General features: G+C 62.8%; 22 protein-coding genes and 1 tRNA gene. 10 read left to right on the top strand and 13 right to left on the bottom strand.

The genetic code is table 11. The features are described from left to right. The first annotated feature begins 45 nt into the window (after nt 1-45). The 7 genes from AC07E3_RS19615 to AC07E3_RS19645 all read left to right on the top strand — a co-directional run bounded on the left by AC07E3_RS19615 (nt 46) and on the right by AC07E3_RS19645 (nt 3,493). Complete coding sequence (locus AC07E3_RS19615; protein WP_478364246.1) at nt 46-660, top strand: transglutaminase-like cysteine peptidase; 615 nt, start codon at nt 46-48, stop codon at nt 658-660. 236 nt (nt 661-896) lie between these two features. Next, the gene (locus tag AC07E3_RS19620) at nt 897-1,517 is read left to right on the top strand and encodes an ankyrin repeat domain-containing protein (RefSeq protein ID WP_478364248.1); all 621 of its coding nucleotides are present in this window, start codon (nt 897-899) and stop codon (nt 1,515-1,517) included. Between the two features lie 102 nt (nt 1,518-1,619). Further along, nucleotides 1,620-1,943 carry an ArsR/SmtB family transcription factor gene (locus AC07E3_RS19625; RefSeq protein ID WP_322340143.1) on the top strand — a complete coding sequence of 108 codons (324 nt, stop codon included), beginning with the start codon at nt 1,620-1,622 and terminating at the stop codon, nt 1,941-1,943. Next, entirely contained in the window at nt 1,940-2,350 is a 411-nt protein-coding gene (locus tag AC07E3_RS19630; protein ID WP_478364250.1) for an SRPBCC family protein, read from the top strand. Before AC07E3_RS19625 ends, AC07E3_RS19630 begins: the two co-directional genes overlap by 4 nt. Before the next feature lie 53 nt (nt 2,351-2,403). After that, the gene (locus AC07E3_RS19635) at nt 2,404-2,808 is read left to right on the top strand and encodes a DUF1801 domain-containing protein (protein ID WP_478364252.1); all 405 of its coding nucleotides are present in this window, start codon (nt 2,404-2,406) and stop codon (nt 2,806-2,808) included. Then, nucleotides 2,805-3,029, top strand: coding sequence for a hypothetical protein (locus tag AC07E3_RS19640; RefSeq protein WP_065816722.1), 225 nt, complete (start codon nt 2,805-2,807; stop codon nt 3,027-3,029). The genes AC07E3_RS19635 and AC07E3_RS19640 overlap by 4 nt, the downstream gene beginning before the upstream one ends. A 20-nt stretch (nt 3,030-3,049) precedes the next feature. Beyond that, nucleotides 3,050-3,493, top strand: coding sequence for a DUF1801 domain-containing protein (locus AC07E3_RS19645; RefSeq protein ID WP_336070801.1), 444 nt, complete (start codon nt 3,050-3,052; stop codon nt 3,491-3,493). 287 nt (nt 3,494-3,780) lie between these two features. On the opposite strand, the gene AC07E3_RS19650 is transcribed toward AC07E3_RS19645, so the two are convergent. From AC07E3_RS19650 to gshB, 3 genes are all read right to left on the bottom strand, one after another. Further along, the gene (locus tag AC07E3_RS19650; protein WP_292899980.1) at nt 3,781-4,404 is read right to left on the bottom strand and encodes a LysE family translocator; all 624 of its coding nucleotides are present in this window, start codon (nt 4,402-4,404) and stop codon (nt 3,781-3,783) included. A 183-nt stretch (nt 4,405-4,587) separates the two neighbouring features. Further along, nucleotides 4,588-6,123: a YifB family Mg chelatase-like AAA ATPase gene (locus tag AC07E3_RS19655; RefSeq protein ID WP_478364254.1), complete on the bottom strand. Its 1,536-nt coding sequence runs from the start codon at nt 6,121-6,123 to the stop codon at nt 4,588-4,590. A gap of 349 nt (nt 6,124-6,472) precedes the next feature. Next, nucleotides 6,473-7,420, bottom strand: coding sequence for a glutathione synthase (gene gshB / locus AC07E3_RS19660; protein WP_007009078.1), 948 nt, complete (start codon nt 7,418-7,420; stop codon nt 6,473-6,475). Nucleotides 7,421-7,806: 386 nt separating this feature from the next. Between gshB and AC07E3_RS19665 the strand changes: the two genes are divergently transcribed. After that, a complete protein-coding gene (locus AC07E3_RS19665; protein ID WP_065816724.1) occupies nt 7,807-9,162 on the top strand; it encodes a putative bifunctional diguanylate cyclase/phosphodiesterase in 1,356 nt (451 codons plus the stop codon). 19 nt (nt 9,163-9,181) lie between these two features. Here AC07E3_RS19665 and AC07E3_RS19670 read toward each other — a convergent pair whose 3' ends face one another. Next, a complete protein-coding gene (locus AC07E3_RS19670; protein WP_336070810.1) occupies nt 9,182-9,538 on the bottom strand; it encodes a septal ring lytic transglycosylase RlpA family protein in 357 nt (118 codons plus the stop codon). Between the two features lie 127 nt (nt 9,539-9,665). Between AC07E3_RS19670 and AC07E3_RS19675 the strand changes: the two genes are divergently transcribed. Then, a complete protein-coding gene (locus tag AC07E3_RS19675) occupies nt 9,666-10,445 on the top strand; it encodes a GGDEF domain-containing protein (RefSeq protein ID WP_478364256.1) in 780 nt (259 codons plus the stop codon). 83 nt (nt 10,446-10,528) lie between these two features. Here the strand turns inward: AC07E3_RS19675 and AC07E3_RS19680 are convergent. The 9 genes from AC07E3_RS19680 to AC07E3_RS19720 form a co-directional block, all read right to left on the bottom strand. Next, a tRNA-Leu gene (locus tag AC07E3_RS19680) sits at nt 10,529-10,613 on the bottom strand. 142 nt (nt 10,614-10,755) lie between these two features. Next, nucleotides 10,756-11,376, bottom strand: coding sequence for a 2,3-bisphosphoglycerate-dependent phosphoglycerate mutase (locus AC07E3_RS19685; RefSeq protein WP_025029687.1), 621 nt, complete (start codon nt 11,374-11,376; stop codon nt 10,756-10,758). Nucleotides 11,377-11,408: 32 nt separating this feature from the next. Further along, complete coding sequence (dapB, locus tag AC07E3_RS19690; RefSeq protein WP_478364258.1) at nt 11,409-12,221, bottom strand: 4-hydroxy-tetrahydrodipicolinate reductase; 813 nt, start codon at nt 12,219-12,221, stop codon at nt 11,409-11,411. Beyond that, nucleotides 12,218-14,035: an ABC transporter ATP-binding protein gene (locus AC07E3_RS19695; RefSeq protein WP_478364260.1), complete on the bottom strand. Its 1,818-nt coding sequence runs from the start codon at nt 14,033-14,035 to the stop codon at nt 12,218-12,220. Before AC07E3_RS19695 ends, dapB begins: the two co-directional genes overlap by 4 nt. A gap of 119 nt (nt 14,036-14,154) precedes the next feature. After that, complete coding sequence (locus AC07E3_RS19700) at nt 14,155-15,183, bottom strand: glucokinase (protein WP_478364262.1); 1,029 nt, start codon at nt 15,181-15,183, stop codon at nt 14,155-14,157. A 126-nt stretch (nt 15,184-15,309) separates the two neighbouring features. Beyond that, a complete protein-coding gene (mepA, locus tag AC07E3_RS19705; RefSeq protein WP_478364264.1) occupies nt 15,310-16,353 on the bottom strand; it encodes a penicillin-insensitive murein endopeptidase in 1,044 nt (347 codons plus the stop codon). Nucleotides 16,354-16,427: 74 nt separating this feature from the next. After that, entirely contained in the window at nt 16,428-17,312 is an 885-nt protein-coding gene (locus AC07E3_RS19710; RefSeq protein WP_478364266.1) for an SDR family oxidoreductase, read from the bottom strand. Next, nucleotides 17,309-18,439, bottom strand: a complete 1,131-nt coding sequence (gene queG / locus AC07E3_RS19715) for a tRNA epoxyqueuosine(34) reductase QueG (RefSeq protein WP_478364268.1) — start codon at nt 18,437-18,439, stop codon at nt 17,309-17,311. The genes AC07E3_RS19710 and queG overlap by 4 nt, the downstream gene beginning before the upstream one ends. Next, nucleotides 18,439-19,131 carry a glutathione S-transferase family protein gene (locus AC07E3_RS19720; protein ID WP_007009090.1) on the bottom strand — a complete coding sequence of 231 codons (693 nt, stop codon included), beginning with the start codon at nt 19,129-19,131 and terminating at the stop codon, nt 18,439-18,441. The genes queG and AC07E3_RS19720 overlap by 1 nt, the downstream gene beginning before the upstream one ends. 139 nt (nt 19,132-19,270) lie before the next feature. Between AC07E3_RS19720 and AC07E3_RS19725 the strand changes: the two genes are divergently transcribed. Beyond that, nucleotides 19,271-20,077: an undecaprenyl-diphosphate phosphatase gene (locus AC07E3_RS19725; RefSeq protein WP_336070849.1), complete on the top strand. Its 807-nt coding sequence runs from the start codon at nt 19,271-19,273 to the stop codon at nt 20,075-20,077. The last annotated feature ends 369 nt before the right edge of the window (nt 20,078-20,446 follow it).

Raw genomic sequence — 20,446 nt, forward strand, 5'->3', positions numbered from 1 at the left:
TTCTTAACGTTTCGTTAACGATAGAAACAAGCGGGGAGCGGCATGATGGCTGCTTTGCGGGGGGTAATCCGCAACGGGGTTTTTGCGGGCCTGATTCTGGCTGGCGCCATGACGGCACCGGCCGGGGCGACGGGCATGATGGCGACCGGCGGGTTCACGTCCCAGCCGATCGGGCATTATGAGTTCTGCAAGGCCAATCCCGTTGAATGCTCCATTCGCCTGCGCGACCAGGGGCCGGAGCACATGACGAAGTCGCTCTGGAAGACGGTCAGCGATGTCAACGCGGCGGTGAATCGCGCCGTGAAACCGATGAACGACATCGACATCTATGGCGCGGAAGAGGTCTGGACCTATCCCTCGACCGGGGTGGGCGACTGCGAAGACTATGTTCTGGAAAAGCGCCGGGCGCTAAAGCGTGCAGGGTTATCGCTTACCAACCTGCTGATCACCGTTGTCCGCAAGCCCAATGGCGAGGGCCATGCCGTCCTGACCGTGCGCACCGACCGGGGTGACTTTGTGCTCGACAACCTGAATGACAGCGTGAAGCTGTGGAGCGCCACGAACTATCGCTACCTGAAGCGGCAGGCCAGCAACCACACGGGACGGTGGGTCAGCCTTCGCGAAGGCAACAACCCGGTTGTCGGCGCGGTCAGCGAATAATCGATCACGTCGCCCCCATCTTCGTCACAATTGGCTTCTAGATCGCTGTGCGTCCATCCGGACGCACAAAAGACGATCTAAACCATTGATGAAGCATCGGAATAGCCCGAAAATCGGATTCCACTTTTCGGTCCGATGCCCTAAACTCTCCGACCCTGCTGAAACGGGAGTTCTGGATGCATGGCTTCATGTCTTTGCCGGGCCGACAGGTTTTGTGCCTTGTGGCGGCGCTTCTGATGGCTGTGGCCTCTCACACCGGCGCTTTTGCGCAGACCCCTCTCATCGCGGCTGCCGAAGGCGGCGACCTCGCCGCGCTACAACGCGCGCTCCAGGCCGGCGCGGCACTCGAGGAACGCGACGCGCGGCAAAGAACGGCGCTGATGGCCGCCGTCCAGACAAACCAGACCGACGCCGCACGTCTTCTCATCGAAGCGGGTGCCGACGTCAATGCGCGGGACGGGATCGACGACAGCCCCTATCTTCTTGCAGGCGCGCGGGGCTATCTGGAAATTCTTCGCCTGACGCTCGAAAACGGGGCCGATCTTGAAAGCACCAACCGGTTCGGTGGCACGGCACTCATTCCCGCTGCCGAACGTGGCCATGTCGAAACCGTGCAGACGCTGATCGCTGCCGGCGTGGACCCGGATCACATCAACAGGCTTGGCTGGACGGCGTTGCTGGAGGCGGTGATCCTGGGCGACGGAGGGCCGGACCATGTGGCCATCGTCAAACTGCTGGTCGACGCCGGTGCCGACACCAACATCGCCGACCGCGCGGGCATGACCGCCCTGCAGCATGCAAAGCGCAGCGGCTATGCGGAGATCGTTGCGATATTGCAGGCTGCAGGCGCACATTAGATCGGCGCGCACTGCTACGCGCCACGCTCCATCGCATGGTCTTGACAACTCATAACCGGAGAGCTATCGGTTTAATTCATAGCCCTCTAGCTATGAGTTGTAATGCAGCAGTCCCGCGATATCCTCTTTCGTACGCTGGCGGACCCGACGCGCCGCGCGATCTTCGAACGTCTTTGCCGTGACGGCGACCTGACGGTCGGGGTGCTGACGGCCGGCGCCGGTGTGTCGCAACCCGCCGTCTCAAAACACCTCGGCGTGCTGAAACGCGCGGGGCTTGTACGCGATCATCAGGAGGGCCGGCAGACCCGTTACAGCGCGCAGATCGAAGCGCTGGCTCCCCTCATCGACTGGACAAAAGAGATGAACGGCTTCTGGCAGAGCCGCTTCGACGACCTTGAAGACCTGCTCAACAGGATGGATCAATGACACATGCCGCAACCGAAACGCGCTCCGTGGTGGTCGAGCGTGAGATTCCGCACCCGCCGGAAAAGATCTGGCGCGCGCTCACGCAGCCGCACCTGATCGCGGAATGGCTGATGAAAAACGATTTCGAAGCGCGTGAGGGCCACCGGTTCAGCCTGACCGCCGACTGGGGCGGCGTGGACTGCGTGGTAGAGACGGTGGAACCGCACAGGGCGCTTTCCTATGCCTGGGACACGAAGGACCTGCGCAGCACCGTCAGCTGGATCCTCACTCCCACAAAGGACGGGACGCTCCTGCGCATGGAGCAGGAAGGGTTTCAGCCGAACCAGAAGCCCTATTTTCAGGGCGCAAGTGTGGGATGGCCGCGCTTTATCTCCGCGCTCGAACGGGTGGTCGAGAGGCTCGACTGAGGCGGCTGCGCAAAGCCGAACGAATGCGAACCTGGAATGCATGAGGACGATACATGACCACAGCCGATACCGGAAAATCACCGCCCGAGCTGATCGACGCCAGGATCGCGGAACTGGGCGACTGGCGCGGCGAGTTGCTTTCAAGGCTTCGCGACATCATCAAACAGGCGCTTCCCGACGTGATCGAGGAGTGGAAATGGCGCGGCGTGCCGGTCTGGTATCAGGACGGTATGCTCTGCACCGGCGAGACCTACAAGAAGGCCGTGAAAATGACCTTTGCCAAGGGTGCTTCGCTTGAAGACCCTTCCGGCCTCTTCAACGCCAGTCTTGAAGGGAACACACGGCGCGCCATCGATTTCCATGAAGGGGAGGCCATCGACGAGGACGCGCTGAACGCGCTCCTTCGCGCCGCCGCGCGACTGAACGCATCGACACAGAAACGGGAGCGCACCAGATGAAGTGGAATCTCTGGCTTCGACAGGCGCATCGCTGGATTTCGATCGCCTTCACGCTTGGCGTGATCATCAACACCATCGCGGCGATGCGCGGCCAGGAACCGCCCGTCTGGGTTTACTTTCTGGCCGGTGGCCCGCTTATCCTGCTGCTGATCACCGGACTTTATCTTTTTGCGCTTCCCTATGTGACGCGCCGCCGCGCGCATGGAAAAGCCAACGCATAACAATATCAGGAGGCATGCAGATGCCTGCGAAATCTTCCGGGAAAGCACAGGGCAAGACGGAACCGCCACGCCTCCTCTCCGGCGGAAACCCGCAGATACCCAAGGGCGATGGGGATGCGCCCGTTCAGGCCTACATCGCGGCGATGCCAGGCTGGAAGCGTGAGGCCGGTCGCCTGATCGACCGGTTGATCGTGCGCGAGCTTCCCGAGGTTCGCAAGGCGGTGAAGTGGAACTCACCGCTCTACGGGATCGAGGGCCAGGGCTGGTTTCTCGGGCTGCACTGCTACACGCGCTATATCAAAATGGCGTTCTTTCACGGCGCCGCGCTTGAACCGCTGCCCCCCGTGGCATCCAAAGACGCCAACACGCGCTATTTTCACCTTCATGAGGATGAAGTGCTCGACGAAGCCCGCTTCGCCTCATGGGTGCGGCAGGCATCCGCCCTGCCCGGCTGGGTTCCCTAGATCGCCGTGCGTCCATCCGGACGCACAAAGGACGATCTAAACTATTGATAGAGCATCGGAATAAACCGAAAACCGGTTTCCACTTTTCGGGCCGATGCTTAAGATCGCCGTGCGTCCGTCCGGACGCACAAAGGACGATCTAAACTATTGATGGAGCATCGGAATAAACCGAAAACCGGTTTCCACTTTTCGGGCCGATGCTCTGGAACAGTTCACCGTTTCATGATCCAACCCTGACGCCCTGGCGCGGTGCATTAATTAGCCAGCTTTATTCCTCGTCAGAGGCATCATCTTTCCTGCAGGGCAAGACGTGCGCCGAGAGCCAGATAGATGGTGCCGACGACGCGCCCCTGCCAGCGTGCGACCGCAGGGTTGCGCCGCAGCCACGCACCGACCGAGCCGGCGCCGATCGCAATGAGCGAGGTGAAGGCCGCGCTCATCACGACAAAGACAAATCCCAGTGTCGCGAGCTGGAGGACGGCCGAGCCTCCCGGCTGAACGAACTGCGGCAGAAAGGCAAGGAAGAACAAAGCCGTCTTCGGGTTGAGCACCTCGGCAAGCAGTGCCTGCCGAAAGGCCCGTGGCGCCGTCAGCGGCCGCACGACGGGCAGATCAAACCGATCCGTCTTCTCCAGAAAAGCACTGATGCCAAGGTAGATCAGATAAGCGACACCGATATATTTGACGATGGTGAAGGCCAGCGCCGAGGTCATGAGGATCGCGGACAGGCCGACTGTCGCCATGATCGTGTGAACGAGATCGCCCGCCGCGATGCCGAGCCCTGTAGCAATGCCGATCCGCCGACCGCCGCTGGCGGCACGGGCAAGTGTCATCAGCACTGCAGGACCGGGGATCAGAAACAGTCCCAGGACAACGAGTACGTAGGTCAACAGGGTTCCGGTCTCGACCATTTCATCCTCTCCGTGGAGCGCCATGCGCCCTTTCGGGCACTTGAAGGACGTTCAATTTCTGCACTCTTCCCCATCCATGCGGACGCCAGATGATCCCATCTGACCGCAAGATGCTCCAGCCACCGGCGCAACTATGCGGTGCTTTTCAGGCTGCGGCAACCTCGAACCCCGCGCGCGACAGATTCAGGCAATCTCCGCCCTTGCCTGCCCGGCCATGCGATAGGAAATCGATTCGGCGATATGGGGTCGCGCAACGGCATCGGCACCGTCGAGATCCGCCAGCGTGCGCGCTACCTTGAGCACGCGATGATATGCGCGGGCAGAAAAGCCAAGTTTCTCGCTCGCCTGACGGATCAGGGCCGTGCAATCGGCATCGAGAGAAACGACGTCTTCGATGAGTGCTGCGGAACAGGATGCATTCGTGGTCCACGCCGGCAGGCCATGCGCCGTGTAGCGTGCCTGCTGCTTTTGCCGGGCAAAGGCGACACGCTCGGCCACGGCAGCGCTCGTTTCAGCCCGCCCTGCCCCGCCGATGAGATCTCCAGCAGAAACCGCCGGAACATCGATGCGAAGATCGATGCGGTCGAGCAGCGGACCTGAAATGCGCGCCTGATAATCCGTCACGCAGCGCGGCCCGCGCCGGCAACGATGGCCGGGCTCCCCCGCCATGCCACAGCGACACGGGTTCATGGCGGCGACAAGCTGGATGCGCGCCGGGTAGCTGACCCGGTGATTGGCACGGGCGATCACGCATTCGGCTGTCTCCAGAGGCTGACGCAGGGAATCGAGAACCTGCGGGGAGAACTCCGGCAATTCATCGAGAAACAGAACGCCATGATGGGATAGCGAGGCCTCGCCGGGCCGGGCCTTCAACCCGCCGCCCACGATGGCCGCCATGGATGCGGAATGGTGCGGCGCGCGAAAGGGGCGACGGTCCGACAGTTTCCCATCCGCCAGTTCGCCGGCGATGGAGGCGATCATCGAAACTTCCAGAAGCTCGCGCGGCGAGAGCGGCGGCAGGATGGACGGCAGGCGCTGCGCCAGCATGGACTTGCCGGCGCCCGGTGGCCCGACCATCAGGAGATTGTGGCCACCGGCAGCCGCCACTTCGAGCGTTCGCTTGGCGGCTTCCTGCCCGCGAATATCGGCAAGGTCCGGAACCGTGGCCGGCGGCGGATAGAGCGCCGGCTCCGGCCGGCTCATGACCTGGCTACCCCGGAAATGATTGGCCAGCGCGATGAGGCTGCGCGGAGCGAGAATATCTATATCCGCTCCGGCCCATGCCGCTTCCGCGCCACAGGCGTGGGGACAGATCAGGCCGCGTTCCATGGCGTTTGCACCAATGGCAGCCGGCAAAACACCATTGACCGCAGCGACCGTGCCATCGAGCGACAGTTCGCCGAGGACGACGTAACCCGCCAGCGCATCCGAAGGGACAGCGCCGAGCGCCGCCATCAGCCCAAGAGCAATGGGGAGATCATAATGGCTTCCCTCCTTCGGCAGATCGGCGGGGGCGAGATTGACCGTCACCTTCTTCGGCGGCATGGACAGGCCGGAGGCATGAAGTGCGGCCTGCACCCGCTCCCGGCTCTCCGCCACCGCCTTGTCGGCAAGCCCGACGATCTGCATTCCCATCTTGCCGGGGGCAACCATGACCTGCACGTCGACGGGAACGGCCTCCACCCCCTGAAAGGCCACAGTGCGGACATGCGAAACCATGCGTTATCCCCCCAGCCACGCCTGAACCGGCTGTTCTGAATCGCCATGCGCCCATTCGGGCGCAAAAGGGCGGTCCAGGTCTTTGAAAGGGCATCGGAACAACCCGAAAACCGGTACCCACTTTTCGGTCCGATGCCCTGGCACTCACAAGACACAGCATCCACAAGACGCAGGCAAGCCTGCATCCCAGCGAGACGCACCAGAAAATACAGCCAGAACAAGAAATCTCATCGCCCTGCAACTGTATTGAAGCAGTTTCCGGCGATCAGATCAAGAACGTTTCGGGAACGAGAAAGCGTATGAGTTGTTTTCAGGTTGCAGGTGGTTGTGCCGGCGGAACAGGGCCATATCAGCCGCCGGCCCGACGCGCCTCAACGGCCTCCCAGAACAGGGCGGCAATGTCGGCTCCGCCGAACCTCTTCACCTCCCGGATGCCCGTTGGCGAGGTCACGTTGATTTCCGTCAGCCAGTCACCGATGACATCGATGCCGACCAGGGTGAAGCCGCGTTCGCGCAGGGACGGGCCGATGCGCGCGCAGATCTCGCGCTCGCGGTCGGTCAATTCCGCATGTTCCGCGCGGCCGCCGACATGCATGTTGGAGCGGGAATCATGCTCGGCGGGAACCCGATTGATGGCACCGACGGGCTCGCCCTCGATGAGGATGATGCGCTTGTCGCCGCCCCGCACCTCTTTCAGATAGCGCTGCACGATGAAAGGTTCGCGGAAGGCGCCCATGAACATTTCCAGCAGCGAGGCGAGATTGCGGTCGCCCTCCCTCAAATGGAAGATGCCCGCGCCGCCATTGCCGTAGAGCGGCTTGACGATGATGTCGCCATGCTTTTTCCGGAAATCGTCGACCTCGCGCGTGTCGCGCGTGATGAGGGTTTCGGGCATCAGGTCCGCAAACTCGGTGACGAAGATCTTCTCGGGACTGTTGCGCACCCAGGATGGATCATTGACGACCAGTGTCTTCGGGTGGATGCGGTCGAGGATGTGGGTGGTGGTGATGTAATTCATGTCGAAGGGCGGGTCCTGGCGCAGAAGCACCACGTCCATCTCCGACAGATCGAGCCGCTGCGGCGCGCCCAGCGTGAAGTGATTGCCCTCTTCGTCCCGCACTTCCAGCGTCTCTGCCCAGGCAATGACCTTTCCATCGACCATGGAAAGCCTGTCCGGCGTGTAATGCCAGAGCGCATGGCCCCTCGCCTGCGCTTCCAGAGCGAGCGCAAAGCTCGTGTCGCCGGCAATCGAGACGGTAGAAATGTGGTCCATCTGGACCGCGACTTTAAGGGACATGGAATAAACTCCGGAGGGAAACTGGCAGCTCGCCTCCAACATTCGCATCCCATCCGCTTCGACGGCGAGAGCAAAGGCTGGAAACAACGGTGCCACTGGCCGCTTTATATTTCCTGGGTCGGGACCCTGATGGAATTTATGAATTCGACATTCGATCTCAAGATGGGACCAAGCAAATATCGACGTCAAACTCATTCCAGTGGCGGCAGCAGATGACGGCGCGAGCGCGCCCGTGTCAAGCCAGTGGGGCGGTCCGCGCGCGGTGCCGCGCCTGGATCGGCGACAATCACGTGCGCATTATCCGAATATTGGATACGATTCCTAAACAATTTAGGTCCATGGTTCGGCGCATGTGATCAAAAAATCGCCAGAGCAACGGAGTTTCGATGCAGCCGGCGCCCGCACAAGAACGGACGATAACGGCAGACCAGTCCGACTTTGCCTTCACCGATGCGTTGACGGGCCTGGGAAACATGCGTCGGTTCTTCGACAAGATAAACCGACTGATCGAAGAACGCGCCGACGACCCCGCCCCCTTTGCGATTGGCGTTCTCGACCTTGACGGCTTCAAGCCGATCAACGACCTCTTCGGCCGCGCTGCCGGCGACGAAATCCTGCAACAGGTTGCCATGCGGCTTCGGGCGGCGATGGATGCGCACTCCACGGTGACGCGGATCGGCGCGGATGAGTTTGCGTTTCTGTTTCCTCTCGTCTTCAGCGAGGAGGCGGCACGCGAGAAGACCAGGCTCCTGATCGAAATCCTTTCCGCCCCCTACGATGTGGGGCAGCGCACGGCCAGGCTTTCGGCTTCGGCCGGCTGCTCGCTCTATTATTCGGAAGAGGAAACGAGCGAGGTTCTGCTCAACAAGGCGGAGACTGCGCTCTACCAGGCCAAGCGTACCGGCCGTGGGGCCGTGGTGGTCTACACACGCGAAATGGAAGAAGCCGCCAAGCGCGTGACCCATATCGAACAGGCGCTGAGACGCGCCGTGGCTGCCGGCGAGGTGGAGCCGCATTTCCAGCCGATCGTGGACCTGAACACACGCCGTACGGTGGGTTTCGAGACGCTCGCCCGCTGGACGGACAGGGACCTTGGACCGGTTTCCCCAGGCATATTCATTCCCATCGCCGAAGAACGCGGCATTATCGGCCAGCTCTCGCAGCTCGTTCTGCGCAAGGCCACGGAAGCCGCGCGCGACTGGCCCAAGGACCTGTTCCTGTCGTTCAATCTCTCGCCATCGCAGCTCGTCGACCACAATACCGGGCTGCAGATTCTCTCCATTCTGGAACGGACGGGCTTCGACCCGCGCCGGCTGGAGATCGAGATCACCGAAACCGGCCTGATGAACGACCCCGCCTCGGCGCGTCGCATCGTGGAAGATCTGCGCCGTGTCGGCATCCGCGTATCGCTGGACGATTTCGGCACCGGCCAGTCCAGCCTCGGGCGGCTGCGCGAGTTCCATTTCGACAAGCTGAAGATCGACCGCGCCTTCGTGGCATCGATCCTCGACGACCGGCCGTCGGAACACATCATCCGGGCTATTCTTGCCATGTGCGAAGGGCTGGGCATGGATGTTGTCGCAGAAGGCATCGAGGCCGAAGCACAGGCCGACCGGCTGGTGCAGTTTGGCTGCGCGGGCGGGCAGGGCTATCTCTTCGGCCGCCCCTGCAACGCCGATGCGACGCTTGGCTATCTTCGCCAGAACAACGAGGCGCCGGCGCAGCGCAAAGCCGTCATCTGACCGGGTCGCGCGCAGGGCGTCACTGCGCCTTGAGGCAGACCCTGGCATGCCCGGCCCGGATGAAGCCAAGCCTTGCGGCAGCCGCTTTCGACAGATCCAGTATCCTGCCGCGCACGAACGGGCCGCGATCGTTGATCCGCACCACCACGCTGCGGCCATTGCGCTTGTTCGTCACACGCAGCTTCGTGCCGAAGGGAAGGGTGCGATGCGCCGCTGTCATCGCCGCGGGGTTCATTCGCTCGCCGGAAGCGGTCATGGAGGTCAGCGCGTACCATGATGCGCTGCCGCATTGCGCGAAGGCCGGCGCAGAAAGCACGGTGACGAACAGGGCGGCTGCGGGCGCGATCTTCGCGCCGCGGGAAAGTCGCTTGTGCATTTTTTCATCCTGGATTGTCGTTGCCGGGGCCTAACGGCCAAATGAGGCGAGGACGGGGCACGTTCCCCAACGGCAGGGCCCGACGCCCTTAACGTTGGGGTAAGGGGCGGCTGATATCCGCCAGATCATGAAACTGGTTGTCCTCAAAGCTGTCACTGCAACGCTGTTGTCCATCACCGCCTCTCTGGCGATCTGCTGGATTGCCATCCATCTGACCGGCGGTTCCATGAACTGGTTTGCGGCGCTGCTGAGCGCACTCTGCCCGCTGCTCATCGCCTTTCCTGCCAGCATGTACACATTTTACCAGAACCACAGGATCGCGCTGGCGCACCAGGAGCTGGAGGCGACCCATCGCGAGCTGGCCGGCGTCTATCGCAAACTTGCCGCGGCGGCGCGCCTCGACGAGATGACAGGGCTGCTCAACCGCAGCACGTTCATCGCGGAACTGAACCAGGCCGGGCAGCGGGGCGCCGGTGGCGTTCTGCTCGTGATTGACGCGGACGACTTCAAGGGAATCAACGACACACACGGGCATCTGACCGGGGACCGCGCACTGGCGGCCATCGCAGATGTCATCCGGGACGTGTTTTGCGGAGGCGGTCTTGCCGGCCGCATCGGCGGCGAGGAATTCGGCGTGTTTCTCGAAGCGGCCACACTTTCAAAGGGCGAAGCGCTTGCCGAACGGCTGCGGCGCGGCGTCGAGCGCATCGAGCTTCACACGGAACGGAACGGGCTCGCGCGGCTCAGCGTGAGCATCGGTATCGCCTTTGTCGAGGAAGCCGCAGACTTTTCCAGCCTGATGGCGACCGCCGACGAGCAGCTCTATGTGGCGAAGCGGCGCGGCCGAAACCAGGTTTCCGTACCGGAGATGCAGAGCGGGACAGTGCAGCTGCGCACGGCTTCGTGAAGCGGCAATCCTGATCGACATACAAAAAGCGCTGCGGAAACAAACGCGCAGCGCCGGGAGATGCTCGTATCGAACTGGAAGAATGGTGCCCAGGAGAGGACTCGAACCTCCACGCCTCGCGGCACACGGACCTGAACCGTGCGCGTCTACCAATTCCGCCACCTGGGCAGGTGTGCGATGCCGATGTAAGGGCCAAGCCGTTCCGTGTCAACGCGGATTCTTGCTGTTTGTCAGGAAAATGACAAAGGCTCGCGCGCGGGCCTCGCGCAAATGCGGGCGGGGGCGCTTTCGGGCGCCCCCGAAAGGGCGCTCAGTCGTCCAGAACCTCTTTCGAGGCCACGGTCGAATCAGCGTTGAGCCGATAGACGATGGGAACGCCGGTGGCGATTTCCATCTTCACGATCTCCTCGCCCGAAAGGCCGTCGAGCGCCATCACGAGAGAGCGCAGCGAATTGCCGTGCGCGGCCACCAGAACCGTCTCGCCACGCAGCACATGCGGCAAAATCTCATGCAGGAAATAGGGCCACACGCGCGCGCCCGTGTCCTTCAGGCTTTCGCCGCCGGGGGGCGGGGTGTCGTAGGAACGGCGCCAGATATGCACCTGCTCCTCGCCCCATTTTTCGCGCGCATCGTCCTTGTTGAGGCCCGACAGATCACCATAGTCGCGCTCGTTGAGCGCCTGGTCGCGGATGGTCTCCAGATCCTCCATCCCGAGCTCCTTCAGGATGTGATCATTGGTGACCTGTGCGCGGGAGAGGACCGAAGTGTAGGCGATGTCCGGCTTGAAACCGCGCGCCTTCAGCCGGCGCCCGGCATCCTTCGCCTCTTCATGGCCCTTTTCGGTGAGGCCCGGATCGCGCCAGCCGGTGAACAGGTTCTTCAGGTTCCATTCGCTCTGGCCGTGGCGAACGAGAATAAGGGTACCGGACATGGTGCGTTCCTTGTTGCTTCGTGATGGTGGGGTCAGTTGAGCCCGAGCACGTCGAGCATGGAATAGAGGCCGGGCTTGCGGCCATGCGCCCAAAGCGCGGCCTTTGCCGCACCATGGGCGAAGATGCCGCGATCCTCGGCCTGGTGCGAAAGCGTGATGCGCTCGCCGGAACCGGCGAGAATGACGGAATGCTCGCCAACGACAGATCCGCCGCGCAGCGTGGCAAAGCCTATCGTGCCCTCCTCGCGCGGGCCGGTCTGCCCATCGCGTACGCGCACGCTCTTTTCCGCCAGCGCGATCTCGCGACCCTTTGCAGCGGCCTCGCCCAGCAGGAGTGCTGTGCCCGACGGGGCATCGACCTTGTGACGGTGGTGCATTTCCAGCACCTCGATATCGAAATCGGACGCCTCCAGCGCACGGGCTGCTTTCTCCACCAGAACGGCGAGAAGGTTCACGCCGAGGCTCATATTGCCGGATTTGACGATGGTGGCGTGGTGGGAAGCGGCCTTGATCTTCGCTTCGTGTTCCGGCGCAAGGCCGGTGGTGCCGATTACGTGGACGATCTGCGCCTGCGCGGCGTAGCCGGCAAACTCCACGCTGGAGTCCGGCGAGGTGAAGTCCAGCACGCCATCGGCCTTTGCGAAGGCGGCGAGCGGGTCGTCGGTGATGGAGACATTGATCGTGCCGATGCCGGCAAGCTCGCCCGCATCGCGCCCCAGGAAAGAAGAGCCCGGACGCTCCACCGCAGCGGCGACACGCAGCCCGTCCATCGCGTGCACGGTGCGGATCAGCGTCTGGCCCATGCGACCAGCCGCCCCAACGATGACAAGCCCCATATCGCTCATGTGTTCTGCTCCTGCTGCTCTGCTGTGGTGTTGGCGAGCAGGTTCTCGCCCTTCTGGCTCTGCATGCGGTGGAAACGCGCATAGATGCCGTGCGGCTTGGCAAGGAGGCTCTCATGCGTGCCTTCTTCCACCAGATGGCCTTCTTCAAGCACGACGATGCGGTCGGAATTGACAACGGTGGAAAGCCGGTGCGCGATGACGAGCGTGGTGCGGCTTTCCATGATGCCTTCCAGCGCCTGCTGGACTCGGGCCTCCGACTCGTTGTCGAGCGCGGAGGTCGCCTCGTCCAGAAGGAGGATCGGCGCGTCGCGCACAATGGCCCGGGCGATAGAGATGCGTTGGCGTTGCCCACCGGAAAGATTGGCGCCATTCTCGCCAACCAGCGTGTCGTAACCCTCTGCCTGCTGGCGGATGAAATCGTCGGCGAAGGCAAGCCTTGCCGCTTCCTCGACCTCGGCATCGGTTGCATCGGGGCGGCCATAGCGGATGTTGTCGCGGATCGTGCCTTCGAAGAGATAGGGCTGCTGCGAAACATAGGCGATGGCATTGCGCAGCGAGCTCTTGGTGACGGTGGATATGTCCTGCCCGTCGATTTCGATCCTGCCGCCATCGAGATCGTAAAAACGCTGCAGAAGCGCGAAGAGCGTGGACTTGCCGGCGCCGGATGGGCCGACGATGGCCGTGGTCTCACCCGCTCTGGCGACAAAGCTGATGCCGTGCAGCACCGGCAGATCGTCGCCATAGGAGAACGCCACTTTGTCGAAGGTAACGGTGCCCTTGTTGACCGAAAGCGTGCCCGCACCTGGTGCATCGCGCTGCTGGGGCTCGGTGTCGAGGATCTCATAGATCATGCGGGCATTGACCAGCGCGCGTTCGAGATTGACCTGCACGCGGGCAAGCTTGCGCACCGGGTCATAGGCGAGGAGCAGGGCGGTGATGAACGCGAAGACGGAGCCCGGCGGCTGCGCACTGACGGAGGCGCGCCAGGCCGCGTAGCCGATCACGCCGGCAATCGCCAGCCCCGCCAGAAGCTCGGTGATGGGGCCAAGGCGCTCGGAGACACGGGCGATCTTGTTGGAACGGTCCTCGGCATAGGAGATCAGCCCCGACATCTTGCCCGAGAGCTGGTCTTCCATGGTGAAGGCCTTGATGATGGCGATGCCCTGGACCGATTCCTGCATGGCGCCCAAGAGGCGGGAGTTCACATCCACCGCCTCGCGTGTCACGCGGCGCAGCCGGCGCATGAGGTAGTTGACCGAGTAGATGAGCGGCGGGCCGATCACCAGCGCGATGACCGAGAGCAGGGGATCCTGCATCACCATCACGGCAACGAGACCGATGAGGGTGACGAGATCGCGGGCGATTGAGGCGACCGTCATGTTGAGCAGGTCGCGGATGCCGGTCACGTTCTGACTGATCTGGGCGGCGAGCTGGCCGGAACGGGTGGCCGTAAAATAACCGATGCCGAGCCGCATCAGATGGTCGAACATGCGTTGCTGATAACGGGCGACGATGTTGTTGCCGATCTTTGCCAGCATGACCGACTGGCCATAGGTGGCGAAACCGCGAATGGCGAAGGCGGCAACAATGGCGCCGCAAATCCAGCCAACCAGTTCCCAGCGCTGGCGGTAAAAGACCTCGTCGATGATGTCGCGCATGATCCACGCGCTGAAGGCGGTGGTGGCGGCAATGGCCAGCATGCAGGCAATCGCGATCAGATAGTGGCCGATATAGTCGCGGCCGTTTTCCGCGAAGATGCGGCGAATGACCGGGAGAACCTCTCCCACATCCGCCTTGTTCTTTCCAAGCTTCAAAACATCCGTTCCTGTTCAGCCGGGCGACCGGGCGTTGAGCAGCCGCGCTTTTCCAGCAACAGGCTATGCCCGTTCGACTGCGCTCATGCAACGGTGAATCCGGCTCTGGCCGGCGCTTTTCATGCGGCCTTCCAGCGCCGCCCCTGGGTTTCGATGCCGAAACGGACCGGAGTGCGCGCATAGGCGGCGAGGCCGACAAGAGCGGCCTTTGGATGGGTGATGACATAAACGGGGATGTCTTTCACCAGAGCGCTGTGGGGCGCCTTGTCTTCGAATGCCGCCCTGAAATGGCCATTCTTGAGCGTCGGAACGATCTTCTGCGCAATGCCGCCGCTCAGATAGACACCGCCGCGCGCCATGAAGATGAGCGCCATGTCACCGGCCAGCCGCCCCAGATAGGTCACGAAGAGATCGAGCGTTTCCATGGCCACGGGATCGGACCCGTCGAGCCCGGCGCTGCTGATCTCTGCCGGCGTCTCGTGGACGGGTTTCGTGCCGTCGGCAGCGTTGATCGCGCGGTAAAGGTTGACCATGCCGCGCCCGCACAGGATCTGCTCGGCCGCGACACGGCCCTCGATCCGCTCCAGATGCGGGAAGATTTCCAGATCCCGCCCGGTGCGCGGGCCCAGATCCACATGCCCGCCTTCGCCCGGCACAGGAAACCAGGTGTGCTGCGCATGAACAAGCCCGGCCATGCCGAGGCCCGTTCCGGGCCCAAGCACCACGCGGCTGCCCGTGGGCTGCGATGTGCCGGGGCAGACCATCTCAAGATTGTCGTCGTCGAGCGCCACCACGGCCAGCGCCTGCGCCTCGAAATCATTGATGACGATGATGTCGCTAAAGCCCATCGTCTCCATCATCTTCCGGGGGCGCACCACCCAGTCGCAATTCGTGAGGTCGATCTCGTCGCCCTCCACCGGACCGGCCATCGCCAGCACCGCCGATTGCGGGATGATGGAGGTGCGGTCGAGGATGGCGCTCTGGATGGCTTCGTCGATGGTCGCGTAGTCCGCGGTCTGCACCACCGGAAAGGCTTTGGGCTCGGCGTTGGAGTCCACCAGAATGGCAAAGCGCGCATTGGTGCCGCCGATGTCGCCGATCAGGACGGGAAATCGCAGGGCTGTATCGTTCTCATTCTTGAAATGCATGGCACAGACTCTGACGATTTGCCGCTCCAAAGACCAGGTAAAAGCGGATTAAATCGGTTGAAGGCGGAAGGCAAGCGCATCGTCGGCAAAAAGTCGACGCGCCCACCACTTCAAAGCCGGGCGGTTTTACTGAAATCCGGGCCGACTGCTCGGCCTGGGCACCTGAGCCGGCGGAATCGCGGACAGGACACCTGCAGGGCTGACCGCCTGATAGCCAAGTGCCGGCAGATCCGCTGCGGCGGCCTGCGGAACACCGCCCTGGCCGGCGACGGTGACCGCGGCTTCCGACGCGGGATTCGGCGCATCGAGCACGGCGCGGCACGCGGAGGGCAGGGCCGCCATGGTCATCACGTCGCGGGCTTTCGGCTTGGCCGGGCCCTTTGCCGGTTTCCACGGTTCGTCGGTAAACCACCAGGCGAGTGAATCATCGCATCCCTCGCTGCGCGGCGGCGGGCTTTGCGGCTTGCAGCCGGTGGAGCCGGCTGGGCAGCCGATGCGGACATGAAAATGATAGTGATGTCCCCAGAATGGTCTGACCTTGCTGAGCCAGGAGCGATCGCCGCGCACCGTGTCGCAGAGCTTTTTCTTAATGCCGGGATGCACCAGAATGCGCTCCACTTCCGGATAGTTCGCCGCACGCCGCAGGACCGCTTCATGAGCCGGGGTCCATTTGCGGTCATCGACGTAGAGCGAATCCTTTTTCAGCATCGAGATGGCGCTGATGCGTTCGCGGTCGGCCACGCTCATGCGCTGCGCCGGCATCGGCGTGAACCAGATGTCGGCATCAAGGCCGATCTGATGCGAGGCGTGGCCCGTGAGCATGGGGCCGCCACGCGGTTGCGAAATATCCCCGACGAGAAGGCCGCGCCAGCCATCCTGCGCGGCTTCCCGCGACAGGCGCTCGATCAGCGAGATGAGGACCGGGTGCCCCCAGCGACGATTGCGCGACAGGCGCATGGCCTGCCAGTGCGGCCCGTCACGCGCGATGGCGACACCGCCGGAAAAACACCCTTTCGAATAGAAGCCATAGGCCGCCGGCCTGGTGGCGGCGGGGAGCTGCTTGGCTCCGAACAGATCCTTGGCGAGAGGCTCGGCCTGAACGGCGGCAACCGTGGTGGAAAGTCCCAGCAGGGCCATGGCCACCAGTTTCAGAGTCCGTTGGAATCGCATCGCTTCCTCGTTGTGAGCCTACCCCCGCGATTATCGAATCATAGCACAGCTTGCGATTCGCTTACCGCCGTCGTTTACGATTCTTCTGCGCGCCAGCTTTCATCCGCCCACATGGTTTCGAGCGCTGCGCGATAATCCGGATGCCGCATCCGGTAGCCCGTGCTTTTGAGACGCGCATTCGAGACACGTTTGCATTCGCCATAAAACGACCGCCCCATGGGGGAGAGGCCGGCATCTTCGAATGCAACCTCCGGCGGGGCGGCCTGCCCGGCCAGTGCGGCCGCATATGCCACCACGTCCTGCGGGGGCGAGGGAGCATCATCGGTCACATTGAAGATGCCCGTTTCGAAACGGCGCGCGAGATGGGCCGTCGCGCCCGCGATGTCGTCGACATGAATGCGGTTGAACACCTGGCCCGGCTTGACGATGCGCCGCGCCTTGCCGGCCTCGAGATTGCAGAAGGGGTTGCGGCCCGGACCGTAAATGCCGGACAGACGGATGATGGCCACGGGGAGGCCGAGCTCCTCGCCGAGCCGGAGCCAGTCGTTCTCCGCCACAAGCCTCTGTTTCGAGCGATCCGAGACCGGATCGCAGGGCGCCGTTTCATCCACCCAGGCACCGCCGTGATCGCCGTAAACGCCAACGGTCGAGAGATAGCCGATCCATTTGAGCGCGGGCATTGCGCCGGAAATGATCTCGCGGGCGGCGATCAATACGGGATCGCCCGCCGCATCCGGTGCGACGCTGACGATGAGATGCGTGGTGGTGGCCAGCGCTTCCTTCGCATCGAGAGAAACGGTGTCCTGAAACAGAAAGGGCACAATGCCTGCGTGCTTCAGCCTCTCGGCGTTCCCGGCGCTGCGCGTGGTGCCGGCCACCAGGGCGGCTTCGCCGGCGACCTCACGGGCGATGGCCCGGCCCGAATAGCCTGCGCCGAAGATGAAGAATCGCTTGGTCATGATCGTCCGTCCCATTCAGCCTGCACCTGTGCGTCCGTTTCCTGCGGGCGCAGCCGGGTTTCGATTGCCCGGAAGGCCTTGTCGTCCAGAAGTCGGGACAGCGCCCAGACGGCCGCGCCACGCACGAGCGGCGCATCATCTTCGGCGAGGCGCCTGCACGGGTCAACCAGGCTGGCTTCGCCGGAATTGCCCGCCGCAATCAGCACGTTTCGGATGAAACGGTCGCGGCCGATGCGCTTGACCGGCGAGCCGGAGAAGAAGGCGCGAAAACCGGCATCGTCCAGCTCCAGAAGCGTGGAAAGCGGTGGCTCCTTCAGATCCTCGCGCGCCTGAAGCTTCGCCTCGGCGGCGCCTTGAGCGAACTTGTTCCACGGGCAGGCGGCGAGGCAGTCGTCGCAGCCATAGATGCGGTTCCCCATGGGGACGCGGAATTCGCGCGGGATCGGCCCCTTGTTCTCGATGGTGAGATAGGAGATGCAGCGCCGCGCATCGATCTGATAGGGGGCGGGGAAGGCCCTGGTCGGGCAGATGTCGAGGCAGGCGCGGCAGGAGCCGCAATGGTCGCGCTCCGGCGCATCCGGCGACAACTCAGCCGTGGTGAAGACGGAACCGAGAAACAGCCAGGAGCCGAATTCACGGCTCACCAGGTTTGTGTGCTTGCCCTGCCAACCGAGGCCGGCCTCGCGGGCCAGCGGCTTTTCCATCACCGGCGCGGTGTCGACGAAAACTTTCACATCCTCGCCGGTGCGGGCGGCGAGTTTGCCGGCAAGCTGTTTCAGCCGGCCTTTGATCACATCGTGATAATCGCGGTTGCGCGCATAAACGGAGATTGCCGCCCGGTCCCGACGCTCCAGGATCTCGAGCGGGTTTTCGTCCGGGCCGTAGTTCATGCCGAGCATGATGACAGAGCGCGTCTGCGGCCACAGATCGCGCGGATGGGCGCGGCGGTCCGCCGTTTCCTCCATCCATTGCATGCTGCCGTGCCGGCCTTCCTTCAGGAAATGGCCAAGCTCGGCCGCACGCGAGGGAGCACGCTCTGCCGAGGCCACGGCCACGGCATCGAAGCCCAGCGCGCGCGCCTCCTTTTCGACGAACGCGCGAAGCCTGTCGGCCTGCGCGCTTTTCATCAGAAATCCAGATCCGCGTAGTGAGAGACGGGAGAAAGCCCGCGCACGCGGTCAGCCAGAATGGAGCGGAAAGAGGGGCGCGATTTCATGCGGGTGTACCAGTCGCGCGCCGCCGGATAGTCACGCCACTCGATCTCGCCCAGATAGTCGAGCACCGAGAGCGTGGCCGCGGCAGCGAGATCCGCATAGGAAAGCCTTTTGCCGGCCATCCAGTCGCGCGTGCCGGCAAGCCAGTTCGTGTATTTCATGTGCTGGCGCACATTGGTGCGCGCAGCGCGGATGGCTGCCGAATCCGGCGAACCGCCACCTTCCGACCCCGCCATCTGCGGCTTCAGCGCCCTCTCACGCACCAGATGCCGGGTCACGTCGGCGTCGGCCTTGAGAAGATACCATTCGACAAGCCGGCGAATTTCCGCGCGGTCGACAGAATCCTCGGCCATCAGACGCTTGTCGCGCTTCAGCGCGCCACGCGTCTCATCGAGATATTCTGCGATAACGGTTGCACCGACAATGGGATGGTCGCCCTCGGCAAGCAGGACGGGGATCGTGCCCGCCGGATTGAGCGTGAGAAACTCCTCGCGGCGCGCCCAGGGGCGCTCCTCGATCAGGGCGAGTTCCTCGCCATATTCGCCAAAGGAAAGCCGCACGAAACGGCAGGAAGCATAAAGGGGATGGTGAAAGAGCGTCAGCATGCGTCTGCTTCTAGAGGAAGGCTCTGGCCATTTCATGGCCGTGACGGTAATCCTTCGATTACCTGATTCTGCGAGTTCTTCCCTCAGCTATAGGGGGAGACTTATCTGCTGACAAGCAAGCCTTGATTGAGGAGCGAACATGACGGATCAGACCATCGTGGGGGCGCTCCTTCTTGGCATCCTCGAAGGACTGACGGAGTTCATTCCCGTCTCCTCGACCGGGCACATCCTGCTCGCCGGCCATTTCCTCGGTTTCAAATCCACCGGCAAGGCCTTCGAGGTTCTGATCCAGCTCGGCGCCATCCTCGCAATTCTCAGCGTCTATGCGGCGCGGCTCTGGCAGATGCTGATCGACCTGCCGCGCGACCCGGCAACGCGGCGCTTCGTCATCGGCATTCTGATCGCCTTTCTGCCGGCTGCGGTGATTGGTGTTCTGGCTTACAAGATCATCAAGACCGTGTTCTTTGAAACACCGCTTCTGATCTGCGTGATGCTCATTCTGGGCGGCTTTGTGCTGCTTTGGGTGGATCGCTGGGCAACGAAACCGCGCTATCACGACATCACGAAGTTCCCGCTTTCCATGTATCTTGGCATCGGTCTGTTCCAGTGCCTGTCGATGATCCCCGGCACCTCGCGCTCCGGCGCGACGATCGTCGGCGGGCTCCTGATGGGAGCGGACAAGCGCTCGGCGGCGGAGTTTTCGTTTTTCCTCGCCATGCCGACCATGACCGGCGCCTTCGCCTATGATCTCTACAAGAATTACGATCTGTTATCGGCAGCGGATGTGAAGATCATCGCCATCGGCTTCATCGCCGCCTTCATTGCCGCGCTTATGGTCGTGCGCTGGCTGCTTGGCTACGTATCGCGGCGCGGCTATGCGCTGTTTGGCTGGTGGCGGCTGCTCGTGGGCAGTGTCGGGCTGATCGCACTGCTTGTGTGGGGGTAGGGCCTCCCGAAATCGAAGTGTGGAATCCGGTTTTCAGATTGTTCCGCCTCGATTTTATGGCAGCGGCGTGGTGCGTGGTTCGACAAGCTCACCATGAGGGAAGTGGAGCATCGCGGAAAAGCCTGCTTCGGTGAGGTTACGGACGGGAACTGCAATCATCTACCTCCCTCATGGTGAGCTTGTCGAACCACGCACCCCATCAATGCCATGGCGGCGCGTCCACATGAACACAGATCACCCAACCAACAAAAAAACCCGGCGCGAGGCCGGGTTTCAGACCACTGACAAACCCCGTCGATTTTCGGCGGGGTTTTGTTCAAGTGTGTGCGGTTTCTGGTTTTTGCCTGTCAGGAACAGGCGTCATCAGGC

Source organism: Nitratireductor lacus (genome assembly GCF_056431025.1).

What these genes read in the sequence shown, in the direction of transcription:
- AC07E3_RS19615 (WP_478364246.1), top strand. Translation starts at nt 46, where the DNA reads ATGGCTGCTTTGCGGGGGGTAATCCGCAACGGGGTTTTTGCGGGCCTG.
- AC07E3_RS19620 (WP_478364248.1), top strand. Translation starts at nt 897, where the DNA reads ATGGCTGTGGCCTCTCACACCGGCGCTTTTGCGCAGACCCCTCTCATC.
- AC07E3_RS19625 (WP_322340143.1), top strand. Translation starts at nt 1,620, where the DNA reads ATGCAGCAGTCCCGCGATATCCTCTTTCGTACGCTGGCGGACCCGACG.
- AC07E3_RS19630 (WP_478364250.1), top strand. Translation starts at nt 1,940, where the DNA reads ATGACACATGCCGCAACCGAAACGCGCTCCGTGGTGGTCGAGCGTGAG.
- AC07E3_RS19635 (WP_478364252.1), top strand. Translation starts at nt 2,404, where the DNA reads ATGACCACAGCCGATACCGGAAAATCACCGCCCGAGCTGATCGACGCC.
- AC07E3_RS19640 (WP_065816722.1), top strand. Translation starts at nt 2,805, where the DNA reads ATGAAGTGGAATCTCTGGCTTCGACAGGCGCATCGCTGGATTTCGATC.
- AC07E3_RS19645 (WP_336070801.1), top strand. Translation starts at nt 3,050, where the DNA reads ATGCCTGCGAAATCTTCCGGGAAAGCACAGGGCAAGACGGAACCGCCA.
- AC07E3_RS19650 (WP_292899980.1), bottom strand. Translation starts at nt 4,404, where the DNA reads ATGGTCGAGACCGGAACCCTGTTGACCTACGTACTCGTTGTCCTGGGA.
- AC07E3_RS19655 (WP_478364254.1), bottom strand. Translation starts at nt 6,123, where the DNA reads ATGGTTTCGCATGTCCGCACTGTGGCCTTTCAGGGGGTGGAGGCCGTT.
- gshB (WP_007009078.1), bottom strand. Translation starts at nt 7,420, where the DNA reads ATGTCCCTTAAAGTCGCGGTCCAGATGGACCACATTTCTACCGTCTCG.
- AC07E3_RS19665 (WP_065816724.1), top strand. Translation starts at nt 7,807, where the DNA reads ATGCAGCCGGCGCCCGCACAAGAACGGACGATAACGGCAGACCAGTCC.
- AC07E3_RS19670 (WP_336070810.1), bottom strand. Translation starts at nt 9,538, where the DNA reads ATGCACAAGCGACTTTCCCGCGGCGCGAAGATCGCGCCCGCAGCCGCC.
- AC07E3_RS19675 (WP_478364256.1), top strand. Translation starts at nt 9,666, where the DNA reads ATGAAACTGGTTGTCCTCAAAGCTGTCACTGCAACGCTGTTGTCCATC.
- AC07E3_RS19685 (WP_025029687.1), bottom strand. Translation starts at nt 11,376, where the DNA reads ATGTCCGGTACCCTTATTCTCGTTCGCCACGGCCAGAGCGAATGGAAC.
- dapB (WP_478364258.1), bottom strand. Translation starts at nt 12,221, where the DNA reads ATGAGCGATATGGGGCTTGTCATCGTTGGGGCGGCTGGTCGCATGGGC.
- AC07E3_RS19700 (WP_478364262.1), bottom strand. Translation starts at nt 15,183, where the DNA reads ATGCATTTCAAGAATGAGAACGATACAGCCCTGCGATTTCCCGTCCTG.
- mepA (WP_478364264.1), bottom strand. Translation starts at nt 16,353, where the DNA reads ATGCGATTCCAACGGACTCTGAAACTGGTGGCCATGGCCCTGCTGGGA.
- AC07E3_RS19710 (WP_478364266.1), bottom strand. Translation starts at nt 17,312, where the DNA reads ATGACCAAGCGATTCTTCATCTTCGGCGCAGGCTATTCGGGCCGGGCC.
- queG (WP_478364268.1), bottom strand. Translation starts at nt 18,439, where the DNA reads ATGAAAAGCGCGCAGGCCGACAGGCTTCGCGCGTTCGTCGAAAAGGAG.
- AC07E3_RS19720 (WP_007009090.1), bottom strand. Translation starts at nt 19,131, where the DNA reads ATGCTGACGCTCTTTCACCATCCCCTTTATGCTTCCTGCCGTTTCGTG.
- AC07E3_RS19725 (WP_336070849.1), top strand. Translation starts at nt 19,271, where the DNA reads ATGACGGATCAGACCATCGTGGGGGCGCTCCTTCTTGGCATCCTCGAA.